The organism is Armatimonadota bacterium, assembly GCA_016223145.1.
Lineage (GTDB): Bacteria > Armatimonadota > Fimbriimonadia > Fimbriimonadales > Fimbriimonadaceae > Nitrosymbiomonas.
The window spans coordinates 238,248-254,365 of sequence record JACRPN010000009.1; the positions used below are offsets into that span (position 1 = coordinate 238,248).

19 protein-coding genes and 1 pseudogene are annotated in these 16,118 nt (G+C 60.4%); 9 read left to right on the top strand and 11 right to left on the bottom strand.

What is annotated here, in order from left to right:
• The first annotated feature begins 104 nt into the window (after positions 1-104).
• Positions 105-431, top strand: a complete 327-nt coding sequence (locus HZC36_08155; GenBank protein MBI5706948.1) for a GYD domain-containing protein — start codon at positions 105-107, stop codon at positions 429-431.
• A 76-nt stretch (positions 432-507) separates the two neighbouring features.
• Here the strand turns inward: HZC36_08155 and HZC36_08160 are convergent, their stop codons facing one another.
• Positions 508-1,080 (bottom strand): hypothetical protein, encoded by a 573-nt coding sequence (locus HZC36_08160; protein ID MBI5706949.1) that lies wholly within the window; start codon positions 1,078-1,080, stop codon positions 508-510.
• A gap of 164 nt (positions 1,081-1,244) precedes the next feature.
• Here HZC36_08160 and HZC36_08165 point away from each other — a divergent pair, with 164 nt between their 5' ends.
• Together HZC36_08165 and HZC36_08170 are read left to right on the top strand one after the other, a co-directional pair.
• Positions 1,245-1,670, top strand: a complete 426-nt coding sequence (locus HZC36_08165; protein ID MBI5706950.1) for a hypothetical protein — start codon at positions 1,245-1,247, stop codon at positions 1,668-1,670.
• Positions 1,671-1,901: 231 nt separating this feature from the next.
• Complete coding sequence (locus HZC36_08170) at positions 1,902-2,534, top strand: FMN-binding negative transcriptional regulator (protein ID MBI5706951.1); 633 nt, start codon at positions 1,902-1,904, stop codon at positions 2,532-2,534.
• 56 nt (positions 2,535-2,590) lie between these two features.
• On the opposite strand, the gene HZC36_08175 is transcribed toward HZC36_08170, so the two are convergent.
• Both HZC36_08175 and HZC36_08180 read right to left on the bottom strand, forming a co-directional pair.
• Positions 2,591-3,205: a hypothetical protein gene (locus tag HZC36_08175; protein MBI5706952.1), complete on the bottom strand. Its 615-nt coding sequence runs from the start codon at positions 3,203-3,205 to the stop codon at positions 2,591-2,593.
• A gap of 312 nt (positions 3,206-3,517) precedes the next feature.
• Positions 3,518-4,135 carry a hypothetical protein gene (locus HZC36_08180; protein MBI5706953.1) on the bottom strand — a complete coding sequence of 206 codons (618 nt, stop codon included), beginning with the start codon at positions 4,133-4,135 and terminating at the stop codon, positions 3,518-3,520.
• Positions 4,136-4,206: 71 nt separating this feature from the next.
• Here HZC36_08180 and HZC36_08185 point away from each other — a divergent pair, with 71 nt between their 5' ends.
• The gene (locus HZC36_08185; GenBank protein ID MBI5706954.1) at positions 4,207-4,704 is read left to right on the top strand and encodes a hypothetical protein; all 498 of its coding nucleotides are present in this window, start codon (positions 4,207-4,209) and stop codon (positions 4,702-4,704) included.
• Positions 4,705-4,772: 68 nt separating this feature from the next.
• On the top strand, positions 4,773-5,870 hold the full coding sequence (locus HZC36_08190) for an adenylate/guanylate cyclase domain-containing protein (protein ID MBI5706955.1): 1,098 nt from the start codon (positions 4,773-4,775) through the stop codon (positions 5,868-5,870).
• A gap of 201 nt (positions 5,871-6,071) precedes the next feature.
• On the opposite strand, the gene HZC36_08195 is transcribed toward HZC36_08190, so the two are convergent.
• The 6 genes from HZC36_08195 to HZC36_08220 form a co-directional block, all read right to left on the bottom strand.
• A complete protein-coding gene (locus HZC36_08195; GenBank protein MBI5706956.1) occupies positions 6,072-6,641 on the bottom strand; it encodes a hypothetical protein in 570 nt (189 codons plus the stop codon).
• A 259-nt stretch (positions 6,642-6,900) separates the two neighbouring features.
• On the bottom strand, positions 6,901-7,167 hold the full coding sequence (locus HZC36_08200) for a PAAR domain-containing protein (GenBank protein MBI5706957.1): 267 nt from the start codon (positions 7,165-7,167) through the stop codon (positions 6,901-6,903).
• A gap of 1,218 nt (positions 7,168-8,385) precedes the next feature.
• The gene (locus HZC36_08205; GenBank protein MBI5706958.1) at positions 8,386-8,781 is read right to left on the bottom strand and encodes a lipocalin family protein; all 396 of its coding nucleotides are present in this window, start codon (positions 8,779-8,781) and stop codon (positions 8,386-8,388) included.
• Positions 8,782-9,034: 253 nt separating this feature from the next.
• Positions 9,035-9,388, bottom strand: a complete 354-nt coding sequence (locus HZC36_08210) for a nuclear transport factor 2 family protein (protein ID MBI5706959.1) — start codon at positions 9,386-9,388, stop codon at positions 9,035-9,037.
• A 412-nt stretch (positions 9,389-9,800) separates the two neighbouring features.
• Positions 9,801-10,034, bottom strand: coding sequence for a hypothetical protein (locus tag HZC36_08215; protein ID MBI5706960.1), 234 nt, complete (start codon positions 10,032-10,034; stop codon positions 9,801-9,803).
• A 1,028-nt stretch (positions 10,035-11,062) separates the two neighbouring features.
• Positions 11,063-11,878: a hypothetical protein gene (locus HZC36_08220; GenBank protein MBI5706961.1), complete on the bottom strand. Its 816-nt coding sequence runs from the start codon at positions 11,876-11,878 to the stop codon at positions 11,063-11,065.
• Between the two features lie 236 nt (positions 11,879-12,114).
• Here HZC36_08220 and HZC36_08225 point away from each other — a divergent pair, with 236 nt between their 5' ends.
• Positions 12,115-13,152, top strand: a complete 1,038-nt coding sequence (locus HZC36_08225) for a hypothetical protein (GenBank protein MBI5706962.1) — start codon at positions 12,115-12,117, stop codon at positions 13,150-13,152.
• 119 nt (positions 13,153-13,271) lie between these two features.
• On the opposite strand, the gene HZC36_08230 is transcribed toward HZC36_08225, so the two are convergent.
• Complete coding sequence (locus HZC36_08230) at positions 13,272-13,472, bottom strand: hypothetical protein (protein ID MBI5706963.1); 201 nt, start codon at positions 13,470-13,472, stop codon at positions 13,272-13,274.
• A 254-nt stretch (positions 13,473-13,726) separates the two neighbouring features.
• On the opposite strand from HZC36_08230, the gene HZC36_08235 reads away from it, so the two are divergent.
• The 3 genes from HZC36_08235 to HZC36_08245 all read left to right on the top strand — a co-directional run bounded on the left by HZC36_08235 (position 13,727) and on the right by HZC36_08245 (position 15,445).
• Positions 13,727-13,885, top strand: a complete 159-nt coding sequence (locus HZC36_08235) for a hypothetical protein (GenBank protein ID MBI5706964.1) — start codon at positions 13,727-13,729, stop codon at positions 13,883-13,885.
• A gap of 236 nt (positions 13,886-14,121) precedes the next feature.
• Positions 14,122-14,748 (top strand): hypothetical protein, encoded by a 627-nt coding sequence (locus HZC36_08240; GenBank protein MBI5706965.1) that lies wholly within the window; start codon positions 14,122-14,124, stop codon positions 14,746-14,748.
• Positions 14,749-14,755: 7 nt separating this feature from the next.
• The gene (locus HZC36_08245) at positions 14,756-15,445 is read left to right on the top strand and encodes a hypothetical protein (protein ID MBI5706966.1); all 690 of its coding nucleotides are present in this window, start codon (positions 14,756-14,758) and stop codon (positions 15,443-15,445) included.
• A 476-nt stretch (positions 15,446-15,921) separates the two neighbouring features.
• On the opposite strand, the pseudogene HZC36_08250 reads toward HZC36_08245, so the two are convergent.
• A pseudogene (locus tag HZC36_08250) lies at positions 15,922-16,110 on the bottom strand (hypothetical protein).
• Positions 16,111-16,118: the final 8 nt, after the last annotated feature.

Genomic DNA, 16,118 nt, shown 5'->3' on the forward strand with positions numbered 1-16,118 from the left:
ATCCCCCGGCGCGTATTCTCAGCGCTGGAGAGGGTCATCCGGGCGAGCTATACTGATTCGCCAATCCGCGAATCGCGGCAGTAGGCGAGCTAGGCGAGGGGACGATGCCACTTTATCTGACCAGATTCAGCTATACGCCGGAGACTTGGGCCAGGCTGATAAGCAGCCCGGAGGACCGACGAAAAGCAGCTCAAGAGTACATAGAGTCTGTCGGCGGCAAGCTCCACGGTTTCTGGTACGCCTTCGGCTCGCACGACGGCTACAACCTCTGGGAGGCGCCCGACAACGTTTCGATGGCCGCGGTCGCCCTGGCGATAGGCAGCGGCGGCGCACTCAGCTCTTGCGAAACGACCGTGCTTCTCACGGTCGAAGAAACGATGGATGCGCTGCGGAAAGCGGAGGGTGTACGATACCGTCCGCCCGGCGTATAGCGGCGATCATTGTGCTTTCCTGGCCCGTCGATCGGTTCTGTGTCCCGCTAAGCTGCCTCAAGAGACCGCCGACCGGTCAGTTCTTCAAGATAAGGTCACGACGCCCTTGGAGCACTCCGTTCGAATCCTGAGAGAGTGCCACGCCGCCGTAGGGTTCGAGGTTGTTTGCGCGGACGCTTCGCCAATACCGGTCCGTCAGCAGCGGATCGCCGGCAAAGACGAAGTCAGCGAAATAGAACCCTGTGCGCGATCCTGGCAGGAGCCCATACACATGGATGTGAGCCGGATCGGTTCTTCCTGGATATGGGGCCGGGCGGGTTGTCTTGAGCACGTAATTGCCGCCAGAATCGGTCTTCAACCAGCCTCGCAGCGCGCCATGCCAATACCGAAAGTCGCTCGAGCGAGCGGCATCCGGGCGCGGATAGATGCCCCGCGCGTCGGTGTGGTGGAAATAGAGGATCACCCCCGCTACAGGCGTCCGCCCCTCTGCCCTCAGGACCTTCCCGCGCAGCTCCAGCTTCTGTCCTGGATGGGCCGGCGCTGGAATCGTCAGCTCGTGTGTAAGTCCCTTCGGAGCATCGAGAACGGGCAGCCAATCGGGCTCCGGGCGACCCTGGAACAAAGCCAACGCGGCGGCCAGCGGGATCATGCAGGGAGTTACGCCCGGCCCTTTTCCTAAGTTCCCAAGCGCTAATCCCATCCTTGGAGATACGAAGAGCCAATCGGCCAATCTGCCCATCTGTGAAGACAGGCGGAGGTAGTCTCAGAATCTCGGTGGCCACCGCCAAACGTTCCGATTGGACAACCAAGCCGATGCCGCGACTTCGGTCAAAGATCGCGTGCGACCGCCTCTATCGCTCTGAAGATATGAGGCGGATCATGCTGGGTGTGATCCCGGAGCGGATGGAGGACAAGTGGTTCATCTTCTGGGAGCGGAACACGCTCCACTTCCATCGGAGCTGGACCGGGTTCTGCTGTTTCCGCGCCAAGTTTCGGCAGCTCAAATCGGGGTGGAAGCTGGTTGAGATCGTGGCCAACCGCAACGAGGAGCAATACAGAGGCATAGATGAGGAAGACCTCATCAAGGTGCCCTTCCTGATTGACCTGCTGCTGCTGCACAAGCAGTTCATCTGGCCCGACGATGCGCCACCCCAAGCGGCGGTAGAGCTTTGGCACGACGTTGGCAGGGCCTTCATCGGGGGGCATCCTGGTGGCCAGCAAGAAGAGGCAATCGAATAGCCCCCTTTGCGGCTGCATCATAATGCACAAGCGCTCCGATCGTCCAAATTGCGGGCTCGACCTGCCGCATGTGGCAAGACACCTGGCTAGCCGATCGAGAGGTACGGGAGACGCGGGTTCGAATCCCACAAGGGGCGCAGACCGTTTCTTGGCGCAGACGCCCGGCCCCACTCCGCGCCGCCATCGGGCTCTGGGCCCGCGAGCGCTCTCGCGGACGGTAATCTGGCTTTCGTGTACCCGATGCCAGAGTTCAAGGAGACGGATCGCCAGGCCATTCTCGCCTTCATCCGCAAGTATCCCCTCGCCTTGGTTGCCGGAGCCGGCGCAGACGGGCGGATCGCCGCCACCCACATTCCCTTGCTGATCCATCAGGCGGAGCCCGAGTTGGTCCTGAGAGGCCACATCATGCGAAAAACCGACCACTGGCACGCCCTGAAGGAGAACCCGGAGGTCATCGCCGTCTTCACCGGGCCGGACGCTCCGGTGATGGAAAGCTGGCAATCCGGTGGGGCCTTTGGCGGCACATGGAACTACATGGCTGTGCATGCCCGTGGCACCGTGGCGTTCTTGCCGGAGTCGGACCTGCTGAAGCTGCTCCAGCAACTCAAGGACCAATTCGAGGAGAGCCCGGACCACAAATTCGAGAACCTCCCCGAGGAGTACATCTCTCGGCTCGTGCCCGCCATCGAGTGCCTGGAGTTTCGGGTTGCTGCACTCGATGCGGTCTTCAAGCTCAGCCAGAACCGTGGCGCAGTGAACTTCGACAGCACCGTCCGGCAACTGAAGGCGATTGGCGGGGAATCAGCCCTGGTCGCCGAGGAGATGCAGAGTCGCAGGGGGGGATATTTCCCAAGAGAAAAGTAGCGGCGAGGGTTGGCGTGATTTGTGGCCAAGCGCCCTCAATGGCAATTAGCAGAAGACTATTCGACCAGTTTGAACCCGAACGTAGACATAACCGCCTTGGTTTTGGGTGAGCTCATCGACATTAATCCACTGCGGAAGATGCTCCGTTTGAGGTCAAAGTTGGATTCCCAATGCAAAGCGATCTGCCCGCCCTGCGCGGACATCAGACCGTCGACGACGATCACGGCGGCCGCCCCATCCTCCGAGAGCTTCTCAAACTTACCGGTTAGCTCGGACGACCCAGCCCCTGGAATGCCTGTGACCTTGAAGGTCCCGCCGACGGCGATCGGCTGCTCCGGTAGCGCCATTGGCACCAGGAACATCGCCCCTTGGCCGCCTGGATCCGGCTGGACCATCCGGCCCTTGTCGGTGAAGATGCATGAGCCTGCCGCGATCGGCTGCATGGTGCCCTTGGCGGCGGCCATCTCGACCTGCGGCCACGAGACGGTGATCTTGGCACCGTCCTTCTTGGCGACGGTGAGCGGCATCCTCCCCTTGGCGTCCAGGCCCATCATAGGGCTCTTAGCTGAGATTTCATAAACCAGCTTGTCGCCGGGCTTGAAATTGAGTGTCATCGTCATCTGCGACGAGAACGGGCTCAAGACAGCGATCATCGCGAGCGAAGTCAGCATGTCATTGTCTACCTGGATCGAACAATTTGCGTTGCAATCTATGACGGCCCGCCTAATTCCCCCTTCAATCCCGGAGGAGATTGTTGAGGCACCCTTTCGGGACCGAGGTCAATCACACAGTCCGCTGTCCACTTTTGGGAGTGCGCGAGCTTGCTCGCGCCTTGCCCGGTGAACCTCGGAAAAGCGCGAGCAAGCTCGCGCACTCCCAAAGGAACGATCGCCGTGGTGCTCTGGTCCACCCAACCATTGGGATTGCGCGCTAAGAAGTCTGCTCACAACTCCAAGGACAGGCCGACTGTGGGAACGTTGTTTCTACCGTGCAGCCGGCCGTCGGCGAGGAACCTGGGTCGAGCGCTTGACAAGCTCAGCAAGCAGGATTGCCCGTTGGCCGGAGGCCGTCGGCACCGTTGGGACGGGTTTCGGCACATAGAGATTTACATTCAGTCCCGGCCCTCTTCCTTCGCCTGTCGTCACCGGCGCGACCCATCGGCCCTTTTCGAGGCTCAGCGCAATCTTCCCGCGTCCGCTGTGCCCGAGGAGGAAGAGCTGAACGCCTTCCTGCTTGCAGGCAGCTTGGGCTGCTCCAAGGTCCTGGCCCTCCATCGTTCGCCCTTTGGGCGGTCTCAGAGAATCCAGATAGAGGAGCACCGGTTCGCCCGGTTTGGCGGAACTGATGTCGCAGGTCCACGTGGGCTCGGCGACGAATGCGATAGGGCCCTCGACGCGACCCTTATGGACCGACCCGACCCGCACGAAGGCAATCTTGACGCCGCTTCTGAGCTCCACTCGCTTGACTTCGCCGACGAGGATGAGGTCGCTGTAGCGGGCGAGCTCTTGGAGGCTGATGGTCGCGACCTTTGCCTGGGCAACGGCGCAAAGAAGCAACATACCGATCGCCCAGCCCGCGCGCCTGGCATTGCCCGTAGCCATGCCGCCATTATGGCCCGAAGCTTTTTGGACCCGGCGCCTTCTCGCCAGCCCCGCCATACTTTGAAACAGCCGTGAAACCCGCAGTCAGAATTGTCTTTGGCTCGACCTTGCTTGCCTGCGCGCTCGGGGTCGCCATGGACCTCGTCACCGCGAACGTGGCGGTGGAGTATTTCACGGTGCACCACCCCAAAGTGGTTGAAAGCCAATCGCCCTGGGTCATGGCGATGGTCTGGGGGATCGGCGCGAGCTGGTGGGCCGGGCTGATCGGCGGTGTCATTCTTGCCGTCGTAAACTCGCGCCTCCGCCACCCGCTCGACTCCAGACGCGTCTTGCGGATGGTGGCGATCTCTTGCGGGGTGCTCTGGGTCCTAATGATGCTGGTCCTGGTTGGGGTTTACGGCATTGGGGGTTTGGTGCCCGAGGCTCAGCGAAGGCCGACTTTTGAGAGCGACCGGCGGCTGATGGCGGTTGCGCTCGCTCACCTGACAGAGTACGTGCTTGCGGCCTGCGCGACGCTTGTTGTGGCCATCCGGATGCTTGTGGTGAGCCGCCGAACCGCAACGCCGTGATCCCCTATTGGGCGCATGTGCCAAAGAAGCACTGAGACCGGCCATACTGCGCCAGAATCAAACCACCGATGAAGAGAGCCAACCGAAACCGGCTCCAGAAGGGTGCTCTGCTCTTTGCCGTGGGCATCCTCGCCTCGCTCGGCTTCATGCGGTTCTTTCGCGGACAGCCCGAACTCGAGGGCGGCGACTTCCTTACTGCCGCTCTCGTTGGCTTGCTCTTGGCGTGCACGCAGTTGGCCATCGAGGGCATGGTCCTGCCCCGTACGCGTCAGATGCGCCTCGTCCCTGCGGTGCTCATCCGGGCGACGGCATACACCGTGGGGGCGGTGGGATCGGTGCTCTTCGGGATCTCCCTGGCGAACTTCCTATATGGTGGCGTGGAAAGGGTGGGCTCGGACGTGTTCTTTCGGTCGGGATGGGAGAGCGTTCAGCAAGAGTGGCAAGAGAACCTGCCTACCGGGCTGTTTCTGAACGCGTCCGTCTATGCCCTCCTCATCGTGCTCGTGCTGGTGTTCCTCGGCAGCGTCGCGCAGAAGCTCGGGCCGGGCGTGCTGTGGAACTGGCTCATCGGCCGCTACCACGAGCCGCGCGAGGAGCGATGCGTGTTCCTGTTCCTCGATCTTCGAGGCTCCACCGCACTCGCCGAGCGGCTCGGCGACCGCCGGTTCAGCGCGCTGATCCGCGATGCCTTTTTCGACATCACCCCCGCGCTGCTCGAACACGGGGCGCGCGTCTCGCACTTCATCGGAGACGAGGTGGTGCTGTATTGGACCCTCCGAAAGGGCGTTCAGCCCGGTCCCGAGTTTGCCCGGTGCTTCTTCGCAATTCAAGACCTCTTGGCAGGGCTTTCACCGAGATATTTGCAGCGCTACGGGGTCGTTCCTGAGTTCAAAGCGGGAGCGCACTGGGGAACGGTGATCGCGACCGACGTGGGGCAAATCAAGAGCGAGATCGTGTTCCACGGGGACGTTTTGAACGTCGCCTCGCGGCTGGAGCGGCTTTGCGGCGAGGAGGGCGCAGCGTTGCTCGTCTCGGGCGAACTTGCCCCTGCCCTGGCCGGGGAGGAAGGCTTGGTTGTGGATGACCTGGGGGAGCGGAAACTCAAGGGCAAGGAGCAGGCGATGAAGGTGGCCTCGATCCGGCGGGCGTTTGAACCCGTCCCATAGCGAAATGGGGCGTCTGTGTCCACCTCGCCCCATGGGGGAGAGGTCGGTGAGCTTCGGCGAACCGGCTGAGGGGTTCTCCGGGCCGAGGTCGATCAGTCAGTCCGCCGTCTTGATCACGTCCAAGCGACCTTTGCGTACGCCGCCATGGCACACCGTGCGGACTTCGACCGTATGGATGGCGACTTCTGGAGCGCGATCCCCTTAGCGCTCGCGGAGCTGAATCGTCGCGGCGGCGGTCCAGCCCTGGCTAGTCTTGAGAGGCGTGACGATAATGGCGGAATGCCTGCCTCGTTCCCGCGCAACTGGGGTCAGCCGGGGGTCATCGGAAAACCAGATCTCATCCCCGCCGGCCGCAACCGGAGCAACGCGAAAATGGACGTGCTGGGGAAGCTCCCCTCGGGGGTATCCCGCGGGCCGAATCGTATGCAGCGTCGCCGAACCGTCAGGACCCGTCTTCACATAGGCAAAGAGCCGAGCATATTTGTCGTCGCCGCTGTTCGCTTGAATGTGGACGCCGTTCTTTCCATAGGCGCCGCGAGCATCCGTGTGATAGGCGTAGATCGTTTGTCCCGCTTTGCCGAGCTTGAAGGTGAGCGACAGCCGCTCTCCCGGTTCTTGAGGCGTTACCATCGTTACTTCGCCGCTCGGAGCGTTCAGGCGGATCAGGTCTCGAAATCGCGGAAAGGGACGGACTTCGTCATAGTAAGAGTCCGAAAGGACGGAGGAGACGCCGGTTCCCGCGGCCATCGCCTTCGCGGCGCGATCGATCAAGGCGCGTTCCTGCGCGCTCTCCTCTCCGGGCGGGGGCTGCCACTTCGGAAGGTCGGACTGGAGAACCAACGCCACTATCAGGCTTGCGGTCAGCATGAAGAGAGGTACGGGCAGGGCATGATTTGGGGTTCCGCGCGTCCTCGAAGTGCAGCCGAGACTCTCGATCGCCGAGGGCCGTGGTGCCCCGGTCCACCAAGCGGCGCAGGGCCGCACCTGCCTCCCTTCGGGGGCAGCCTTCGGAGAGGCCGGCCCTCGCGCACTACTTCTTCGCGACCAGTTTTCCTGCGCCGCCGCAGTGCTTCGTCTTGTCACCGATTCGAGCGGCCGGCTTGCCGTCGATGAGCACCTGGCTGTCGCCCTCTTCGATCCTAAACGTGTTCGGGCCGCAGCACGCGGTATGGGTTCCCACATCGCCCACACGAGCTGCCGGCTGGCCGTTGATGCGAACGGTCGGACTTCCGCTGGTGACCGGGCCGATCACCGTATGAGGGCATGCCGGGCAGCCGTGGGCGCAGGCCGGGGCCATGGACTTTGTCCCGACCCTCGCGTAGCCGGCCGGGTCGACGGCCTCGATCGAGAAAGTCTTGGCGTATGTTTTCCCCTTATGGGTCACGCTGATCGTGATCGAGTTCTTACCCGCGCGCGAGAACGCAGGCATGGACCTCGCCCCGGTTGAGGGAGAGAAAGAGCCGCTGCCCTTCCACGATACTTTGGAACTCAGATCGAGTCCGGCGGGGCCCGTGGCCTTGGCGCCAAACGTCCAGCCGCGCGTAAACACCTTTGGGCTTCTGCCCACCGGATGCGTCAACTCAATCGTCACACCCTTGCCGTCTGCCGCCGGCTTGGAGAGTTCGTAGACATAGGTCAGAACGAACCCCGAGAGGGTCTGGACGACGCCCGTGTGGCCCTCCACCCTGAAACTCCGATAGTCCTTGCCGTTTTCGGTCCACCTGCGCACCATGCCATGCGCTCCGAACGACGTCTCGTAGGAGAGCTCAACCTGCATCGAGTGGCTCCCCGCCTCCAGCCACGGCCCCGGATCGCCCTTGCCTTGGCTTTTGGGAACGCCGGCCACGTTGAGCCCGAGGCTGATGTTCCAGGTCGTGCCCTTCAGGTTCCATGTGCCCTGGATACGCGCGCCCAACGTGAACTTCGCCTTGTCGTCCGCGACGCTGTCGGGAACGGTGATGGTCGCAGTGCCAAGGGAAGTGAACCCTGGCTGGGTGGTGGCGAGCTCGAGGGTCTTCGTGCCGCCTTGGACGACGGACGTCTGCGGCTGCTCGCCGGCAATGTGCTTGGTGACCTCGGTGCGCACAAGACGGTATCCGGATTGCGCGCAGGCATACGTGCCCACGAGTAGCGCGAGCATGGAAAGAACAACGCGACATAACATTTGCAGGGGATCATTACATATTTCTGGCTGGGAAGGCGGTGTTTGGACCCTTAGCCGAGCTCTGTTGGGTCCCGGCAAAAGGGATCGTTCAGGCGGCCCGCCGCGCGGATGGACGATCTCGAAGCGCAGCGGAGATCTCGAAGATCCCGACCATCGGGACCGACAATCGGGAAGCACGTCCAGGTTGTTGCAGCGAAGCGGGAATCCCGGCTTGTCGGGATGCTCGATGACAATCATGGTGTTGCCCTGGTCTCCCGATCATCGGGACAGGACGCCGAGTAGGTTCTTGACGTCCTCGAATTGCAGTCCGTCCGGGGGCATAGGACAACACGGGGTGGCAAACCGTACACCTCACCTTCTCACGTACTTGACCCATGAGAACTCGGGCATTTCGAATGAGGTCTTGTCGTCGGCCATTCGGTAGGTAACTGGTACGCGGCTCGTTTCTGGAGCCGATTGCCCGTTTTCGATGATAGTCGTCATCGTCAATTTGTCGCCCTTTAGCGTGTAGGTCCCGGTGGCTGTGGTTTGTGTGGGTACGCCCTGGGGCGAGGTGGTCTCAGACTTGACAGCAAATGTGCCGTCTTGTTGAAAGACAATCTCCTGTGACAGCATGCCGCCAGCTTCCTGCATTGCTTGAAGCGCGGAAGGGTCATTCACGTAGGTGCCTGAAAACTTCTCCGAGCCGCAGCCCGTTACCGCGATGAGCGTAGCAAGTGCGCAAGAAACCCAAGCTCGAGCTTTCATGATGGTTCTTTCTCAGAAGTCCTACCTATTACACCCAAGCCAGCACCCCTCAAATACCTCCCCGTCCAGCTTCCTTCGACCTCAGCCACCTCTTCCGGAGTTCCCATCGCCACGACCTTGCCGCCGCCGAGCCCCTCCGTTGTTTTTCGCTCCGGCGGAAATTGCTTCCGAGGCCCGGCTTGTCGGGAAGGGAGGGGTTGGGGAGGGAGATCCGGGGCCGAGGTCGATCACCAAGGCGGGCCCGGATGTCGTTTCATGCAAGAGAGCCGACGGGGTCGATCGCAAGTTCCTTGATCTTGCTTCCCTCAAGCTTGAATCGATAAGCGAACTCATACGGACTGCCGGGGAAGTCGCCCGAGATCACCACGCCGACTCTGTATCCGCTAGCGCTCTCTTCACAGGACCGCACTTCTGAGGTCAACTTGTACTCGTCCGCTGTGTGGCCGAGCCAGCTTCGTATTTGGTCGACGCCCGAAAACGTAAGGTCTTCTCCAATGTCGTAGACGACTGCGTCCGAAGTGAAGCAAGCGGCCGCATCGCCGGCATCGCCACCTTTGGCATCGAAGTATGTTCGGATGGTTTCAGGCAAAACAACGCTTGTCGGCATAGGTCCTCCGCTGATCCCCTTATACTACGCCAGCACCCCTCAAATACCTCCCCGTCTAACTGCCTTCGACCGCCGCCACCTCTTCCGGCGTGCCCATCGCCACGACCTTGCCGCCGCCGAGCCCCTCCGTTGTTTTTCGCTCCGGCGGAAATTGCTTCCGAGGCCCGGCTTGTCGGGAAGGGAGGGGTTGGGGAGGGAGATCCGGGGCCGAGGTCGATCACCCAGTCCGCCGTCTTGTCGTAGCGTAGCGGAGATCTCGAAGATCCCGACCATCGGGACCGACCATCGGGAAGCACGTTCAGGTTGTCGAAGCGAAGCAGAGATCCCGGTTTATCGGGATGCTCGATCACGATCATCGTGTTCCCCTGGGCAGCCAGGGGGCGCCTGTCGTTGAGGGGCGGCCGGTCCCTGATTACGGTCGGACTGCGACGCCGGCGGCAGCAATGTGGATCACCTGCCAAGCCTTCAGTTCGCCGGCCAGGACCCCGGATTGGATGCCCGGGTCGTTGTCAAGGACCGCCTGTGCCTCTTCGTCCGATCGCGCCCTAATCACAGCGAGCATGCCCGGCTCGTCTCGCCATGGGCCGTCGAACACCACGATCCGCTGCTTAGCAAGGGCTGACATGTAGCGCTCGTGATCAGACAAGCGCTGATTCCTTTCGGTTCCTTCTTGGCCCCAATTCGGCCCTGGGGAATACAGAATCGCGTGCGTGGGGATGGGCAAGCTCACCCCGGAGGCGGACGCGCCGTTCCTGCCGTTCGCCGAGGATCGAGAAGAGGCGCTCGCCGAAGCCGCGGAAGACCCCTGCTTTGAGGTCGAAGTCGACGAGCTTTGAGTCTGGGACCAGGCGAAGCCGCAAACGAGGAGCGCTGTCAGCGCCGCGACCGAAGAAAACCGACGAGAAAACATGGAACTACCTCCAGCTATTCCTTAGCTAGCGATGAGACGGGATACGCATAGGGAATTGTTCGTCCCGAGTGCCCTGTCTCCGGCTTCGGCGCGAACGCGTGGACCTAAGGGGGCAAGTCCCCCAGGCACCCAAGCCAGGGGTCACCGAAGAGCGGGCGGGAAGGGAGGATGGCCACCCGCCGGGGGGTTGATGCTCACGCGCTTGCCCTTCATGGCTTGCAGGGTTCGTTCGTTTTGGCGCTGAATCCTGTCAGGTGGTGATTCGCCCCAGACCTCGGGGACTCGGTGTGGGGCGCCACCCATCAAGGAGAAGATTCGGGTCGCCCAGAGTGAGGGCCACCCGCCGAGTTCCAGGGAAGACCCACCGAGCCCCTCCCTTGTTTTTCACTCCGGCGGAAAATGCTTCCGAGTCCCGGCTTGTCGGGAAGGGAGGGGTTGGGGAGGGAGATCCGGGGCCGAGATCGATCACCCAATCCGCCGTTTTGTCGAAGCGTAGCGAAGATCTCGAAGATCCCGACCATCGGTACCGGCCCATCGGGAATCACGTCCAGGTTGTCGAAGCGAAGCGGAGATCCCGGCTTGTCGGGATGCTCGATGACGATCATCGTGTTGCCCTGGTCTCCCGATCATCGGGACAGGACCCCGAGTAGGTTCTTTACGTCCTCGAAATGCGGGCCGGTCGTCGGGGGGTAGGGGAGGCAAGAAAACGGGCGCCGTTCAAAACGGCGCCCGTGGGAGGCCAGTCGAGAGTTGGGCTGGCTGGTTTACTTGGTGGCATTGTCGATCTGGGCCAGCTTCTGAGCGTCAGAGGTCATCGTGGAAACCGCCTTGTCGAGGTTGTCCCACGTTTCCCGCATTCGCTTAGCGAGCCGATCGACGTCCGCACCCGCCGAGGTGCGCAGAATGCTCGCGCTCTCTCGCATGCTGCTGGAGAGGGTCGCATTTAGTGCCGCTTGTTCGTACACGTCGGCGTTCGCGTCTGCCAGTTCGGCAAGGCGCTGAAGGTCAGCGTTGTACGACTTCAACTGGTCTTGGGCCGTAGAGTTGGAGCCCGCAAAGGCATCCCACAGGGCCGCCCGGTCGCCGGCAAGTTTAGCTGCCTTCAGCTTTCCTTCCTTTGCCTCGGGGCTTGTTTGGGCGCGCGCATCCTGTTCGAGTTTGGTTTGGACCTTCCTCGCATCGTCTGCGTCTCGCTCGATCTTGCCAGTCACCGACTCGATGGAGCTGATCCCTCCGCCCACGATGGCGCGGAGAGAGTCTTTGTCGTTGGCGAAGGCCCTGAACTCAGTGGCCAGTTGGTTGAGCTCGTCAACTTTCGCCTTTAGCTGGTCCGGGTTGGTCTGGGCCTCGACGAGTTCGTCGGCGAGCTGTTCGCCCCGATCCAACTTGGTAAGCACGTCTTCGATGCGAGTGACCACGGGGGCCTTCACATCGGTGACCGCTTTGGCCGTCTCGTTCGCGTACTCGACGGACGCGGCGGCCTGATGCGGCATGTTCATCAAGCCCAGGACTCCTCCCGCCAATAGGACGATGAGGACCGTCGCGAGCTTTGCGTAACCTCGATTGCTCTTGCGAGCCATAATAGTCTCCGTCGGATCGCGGGCTAGGGATTTCCGTCAAAGGGTTCCGCTGCCCGCACCGACGACTCCTTTATGACCCACTTTTCTCTTTAGTGAGAGAGAATCGCCCATTGTGGGGCTGAATACACCGTGCAGCCTGTGATCGGCGGGTGGAGACACTGCCAAAGCAGTGCTTTCCACCAAGGCGGCTTCAGGCGCGAGTAGGACCATCCCTTGCCTTCTGTTACAATGACGGCATGAAGTCACGCAGGATGCTTCCCGGGGATATCAGGACCTGCCTGGAGCTTTCGGATATTTGCGCTGTTGTGAAGGCGCGACAGATCTTCGAGCCGATGCGTCGATTCATTCTCGATCTCATGCTCGCTGACAAACTTTGGGGATGTGTCGTAGACAAAGATTCGACTAATGAGCCTATGTGCTTTGGCAGCTGCATCTTCATTTCCGATGACATCGCGTCCGAACTTCGAGCGGGAAAGCATCCTTTTCTGCTTACTGAACTTTGCCAGAGTCGGGCTTTGCAAACGCACATTCTGAGCCTCAGCGAGGTTAAGAAGGAAAGCAAGCGCAAGAATCTCAATTTCTATGGTGCGCTATTCTCTTTTGCTCGCACCCACAACCCAGCGTCCTTCATTGCTGCCATGAATCAACTGCAGCGCGGTCTGGTTGAGACGATGGCTGGGTTTGGGCTGAAGCAATACTTCAAGCAGACATACGAAGGTGGCTGGGCCTCTCGAACCTTCAAGAATTTTGCCATGCGGATGAAGTTTGGTGCTGAACTTGTCACCGCCTATGCAGGCGACACGTCGGATGAAGTTAAGACCCATCGTCCGTATCTGTTTGCTGCTACTAAGGAAGAGGCAGTAAACAAATTAGGGATGCCGATCTGCGAATTGATGTGGCCCGGCGATGCAGTCTTGGACCTTCCCCCAAGTGTTCGCATGATTCTGCGGCTGGAGATCGACGGGTGTTCGGGCAACCAAATGCAAGAAGCGCTACTAATAGGGCAAGGGACTGACGATAGCAACTGGGCCACAGCCATCAGGAAGGTCAGGAGCGACTCGCTCAAGAAGAACGCAATTGGCTTCGACGAGAATGCGTGCATTCGGGCTTGTGTTCGGAAATATGTCCAAGCGCATCCTCAGGAACTCGGCGTGTTGCCGCTCCTTGCGGAGGGCGAGAAGAATGAATGGAGACCTCAAAATAGCGTCGCTGGGGGGGCATGTGCGGCTATCAAGGGCGCAATGGGTCTGTTGTCTACGAGTGCCCAGCAATAGTCGGGGCTCATCCTCAGAAGCCGCGCCAAATGAATAGGTTCTGCTGGCCTGCCGCACGGATGCTAATTCCTACAACTCCGCCGACATCACATTGCTCGGCAACGCATCCTCTCGAATTCCTATGGCTGGGCGGTGGCGGAGACGATGTCGGACCAGATGCCGATGGGGCCGCCGGCGTCGAGGTAGCGGGCGCGGTATTGGCGGACTTCGGGCTGGCCGGCGACGACGGGGGCGCGGGAGTCCAGATACGGTTCGGAGGAGTCGAAGCCGATGGCGCCTAGGTCCGCGTCGCGCGTTCGCTTGCTCTGCATCTCATTCATCGTTCGTTTCTCCCTATGAGAGGATTCTAAGCGAACAATGCCACTTCCTGCAAGTTTCAGGCTGAAAAACTATCTTTCGCCCCTTGGAGCGGTTCGCCCGCTCCAAGGAACCGTTCATCCATTCCAGGGAGCGGTTGGTATAATCCACCCAGCCATTCAACCGCTCCACGGAGCGCGCGGCCCGCTCCAAGGAGCGAACCACAGCCGCCAAGGAGGGCACCGAGGGCGCCAAGGAGCGAACGGAGGAATCCAACATGGTAGAGAGGTTGGCGACCGACAGCCGGACGCCCTACACCGCGAACTTCGACGGAAGCGAGGCGAACCAGACCGCGCACTTTATCGGCAGATGGATGAGCACACGCAACGAGCCGGGACCCCTGAGCGAGAGGGTCAGCGCGACGGTTTCGAGGTAGGCGTGGGGAGCTTCGGGACCCCTTCAAAGGCCAAAGACCTGGGCGCATTGACGGCAGGCAGATCCTGGAGGAACTTCACGGAGCCCAGTCGTGTTTGCCAATGTTGCCCAGGGTTGCAACGGGACATGCCGTTGTGAAAGACTGCAGGAGCGGCCTTCTGAAGCCAGAATTAGGGCAGAAAGCAGATGATACAGCCAACAGTTGGAATTCCACCCAGTCAATGGCCAGCGGTGGCCTTGCTCCTCAAAACTCCGGTCTCGAGCCTGAAGACGCTTGCCGCGAAGCTTGAGAGCCTTCCTCCCAGCGGATCGCTGACCAAAGCGGTCAAAGCTGCAGGCAAGATCGCGGATCTGGACACTGCCTCCGTTGAGGCCATGATGAGTGTTCTGGCTTCGTTGGCCATGTTGCAGAGGAGGCGAGGCTGCTCCGCATCGGAAGTGCTGTCAGTGGCAGCTGAGTTCCTCTCCACTGCGAAAGGACTCAAAGAATGGAACGCTCAAGCCTGGAAAGAGCGTGTGCCCGTCTTGTCGGCGCTACTCTCGACAGGCTCGTTACTATCTTATTTCGCCAAGATTCACGACTTGTATCATGCTCACTCGCACCTATTGTTGCGGTCGCAGATTCTGACCGATGTTCGATGGGTGTTCGCCGAGAATGGGGAAAGCCTCGTCGGAGGCATTCCCACCCACACCCTCGTCCTTGAGTACATAGGCGCCGACTTTGAGTCCAAGACGATTGAGTTTACAATGGACGCCAGTGACATTGGCGCACTTCAGCGGCAGGTGGCTAGGGCGCAGCGAAAGCTGCGGACCGTCGCAGGTCATCTCAAGAATTCCAGTCTGACCGACTTCACTCCCCACTAGAAGGAACATGAGATATCTCGAACTAAAGAATCCTGGCATCATGACGCGTGGAGCATCGGACGTGATCGCAGGGAACGACCTGTCAAGCATGTTGGGCGCCTACGGATGCTATAAGGGCCCATACAATCGGCTTCTTCAGACGACACCTAGGATCGATCCCCACGCCAGGCGCGGGTTCTGGGCTAGCGAAGACTTCACCACACCGGTCACAGCGGACCCTGTGGACATAAGAGACTATCTGTGCAGCATAAGGCCGCTCATCTACGAGGACGTTGTATTTGCGAACTTAGCGGATTTCGAGTCGAACGCGAACACGGTTAGGGTCCCGCAGGAGATCGAAGAAGAGATTGAGCGTTCAAAATACATGCTTGATTTTGCCGAAAACTGGGATGCGGAAGGCAGCCCGGCCTACAAGAAGACCACTTGGGAACGGGCGGTCAAATTCCTTCGAAAGGAGGCGAGAGCGCTTTGGAAAGCTACCGGGCTAAACCTGCCGGCTCCGGAGATCAATCACGGCCCTCAGGGATCGGTGGACATCGACTGGACAGTCGGTGACCGTGCCCTATTGGTCAACATTCCTGAGGACTCAAAGAGCCCTTGCGTGTACTATGGAAGATCCAACTGTGGCGATGCCCGTGGCCGGATTTGCCTTGAGAAGAGCAACGCTTCACTTCTTCAGTGGCTTCTGCTTGACTGAGCCCGCTGCGTGGGACTTTTCCAATGGCTAACTGGAATGCTGAAGCTATCCCGAACGATGCTCGGCTATTCCTTCGCGTTCATCGAAACTGGCTACGAGAAGGGGCAGCGACATCAGGTGCGTTCAAGTATCAGACAAACCAGGATGATCCAAATGCATCACCTGGCCTATCGACAGATTGGGAGAAGTACAGTACGCCGGAAGAAACTCAGGGTAGGTTCGCTCCAGACAAACCTGCAGAGAATTATGCGGTCTACTCACTCGTTGCCGGGCTTGTACGAGAGGTGGAAAGTCAAGTAGTTAATCACACGCCAGATGAGAAGCGGAACAACCGTGCCCATACCGACGTTCAAGGAGCGATCAATGAGGCAGAGGCCAGAAAGCGGATGCGGGACATAGCTGTAACGGAGATCCCTTAGTGAAGAACCGCCGACCTTCGGCTGGGTAATTGGACTCAAGTCAGAAGACTGAATAAATCACGCCAACACCCCCCTCAAATACCTCCCCGTCCAGCTTCCTTCGACGTCCGCCACTTCTTCAGGCGTGCCCATCGCCACGACCTTGCCGCCGCCGGTGCCGCCTTCGGGGCCGAGGTCGATCACCCAGTCCATCGTTTTGATGACGTCGAGATTGTGCTCAATGACGATCATGGTGTTGCCTTGGTCTCCCGATC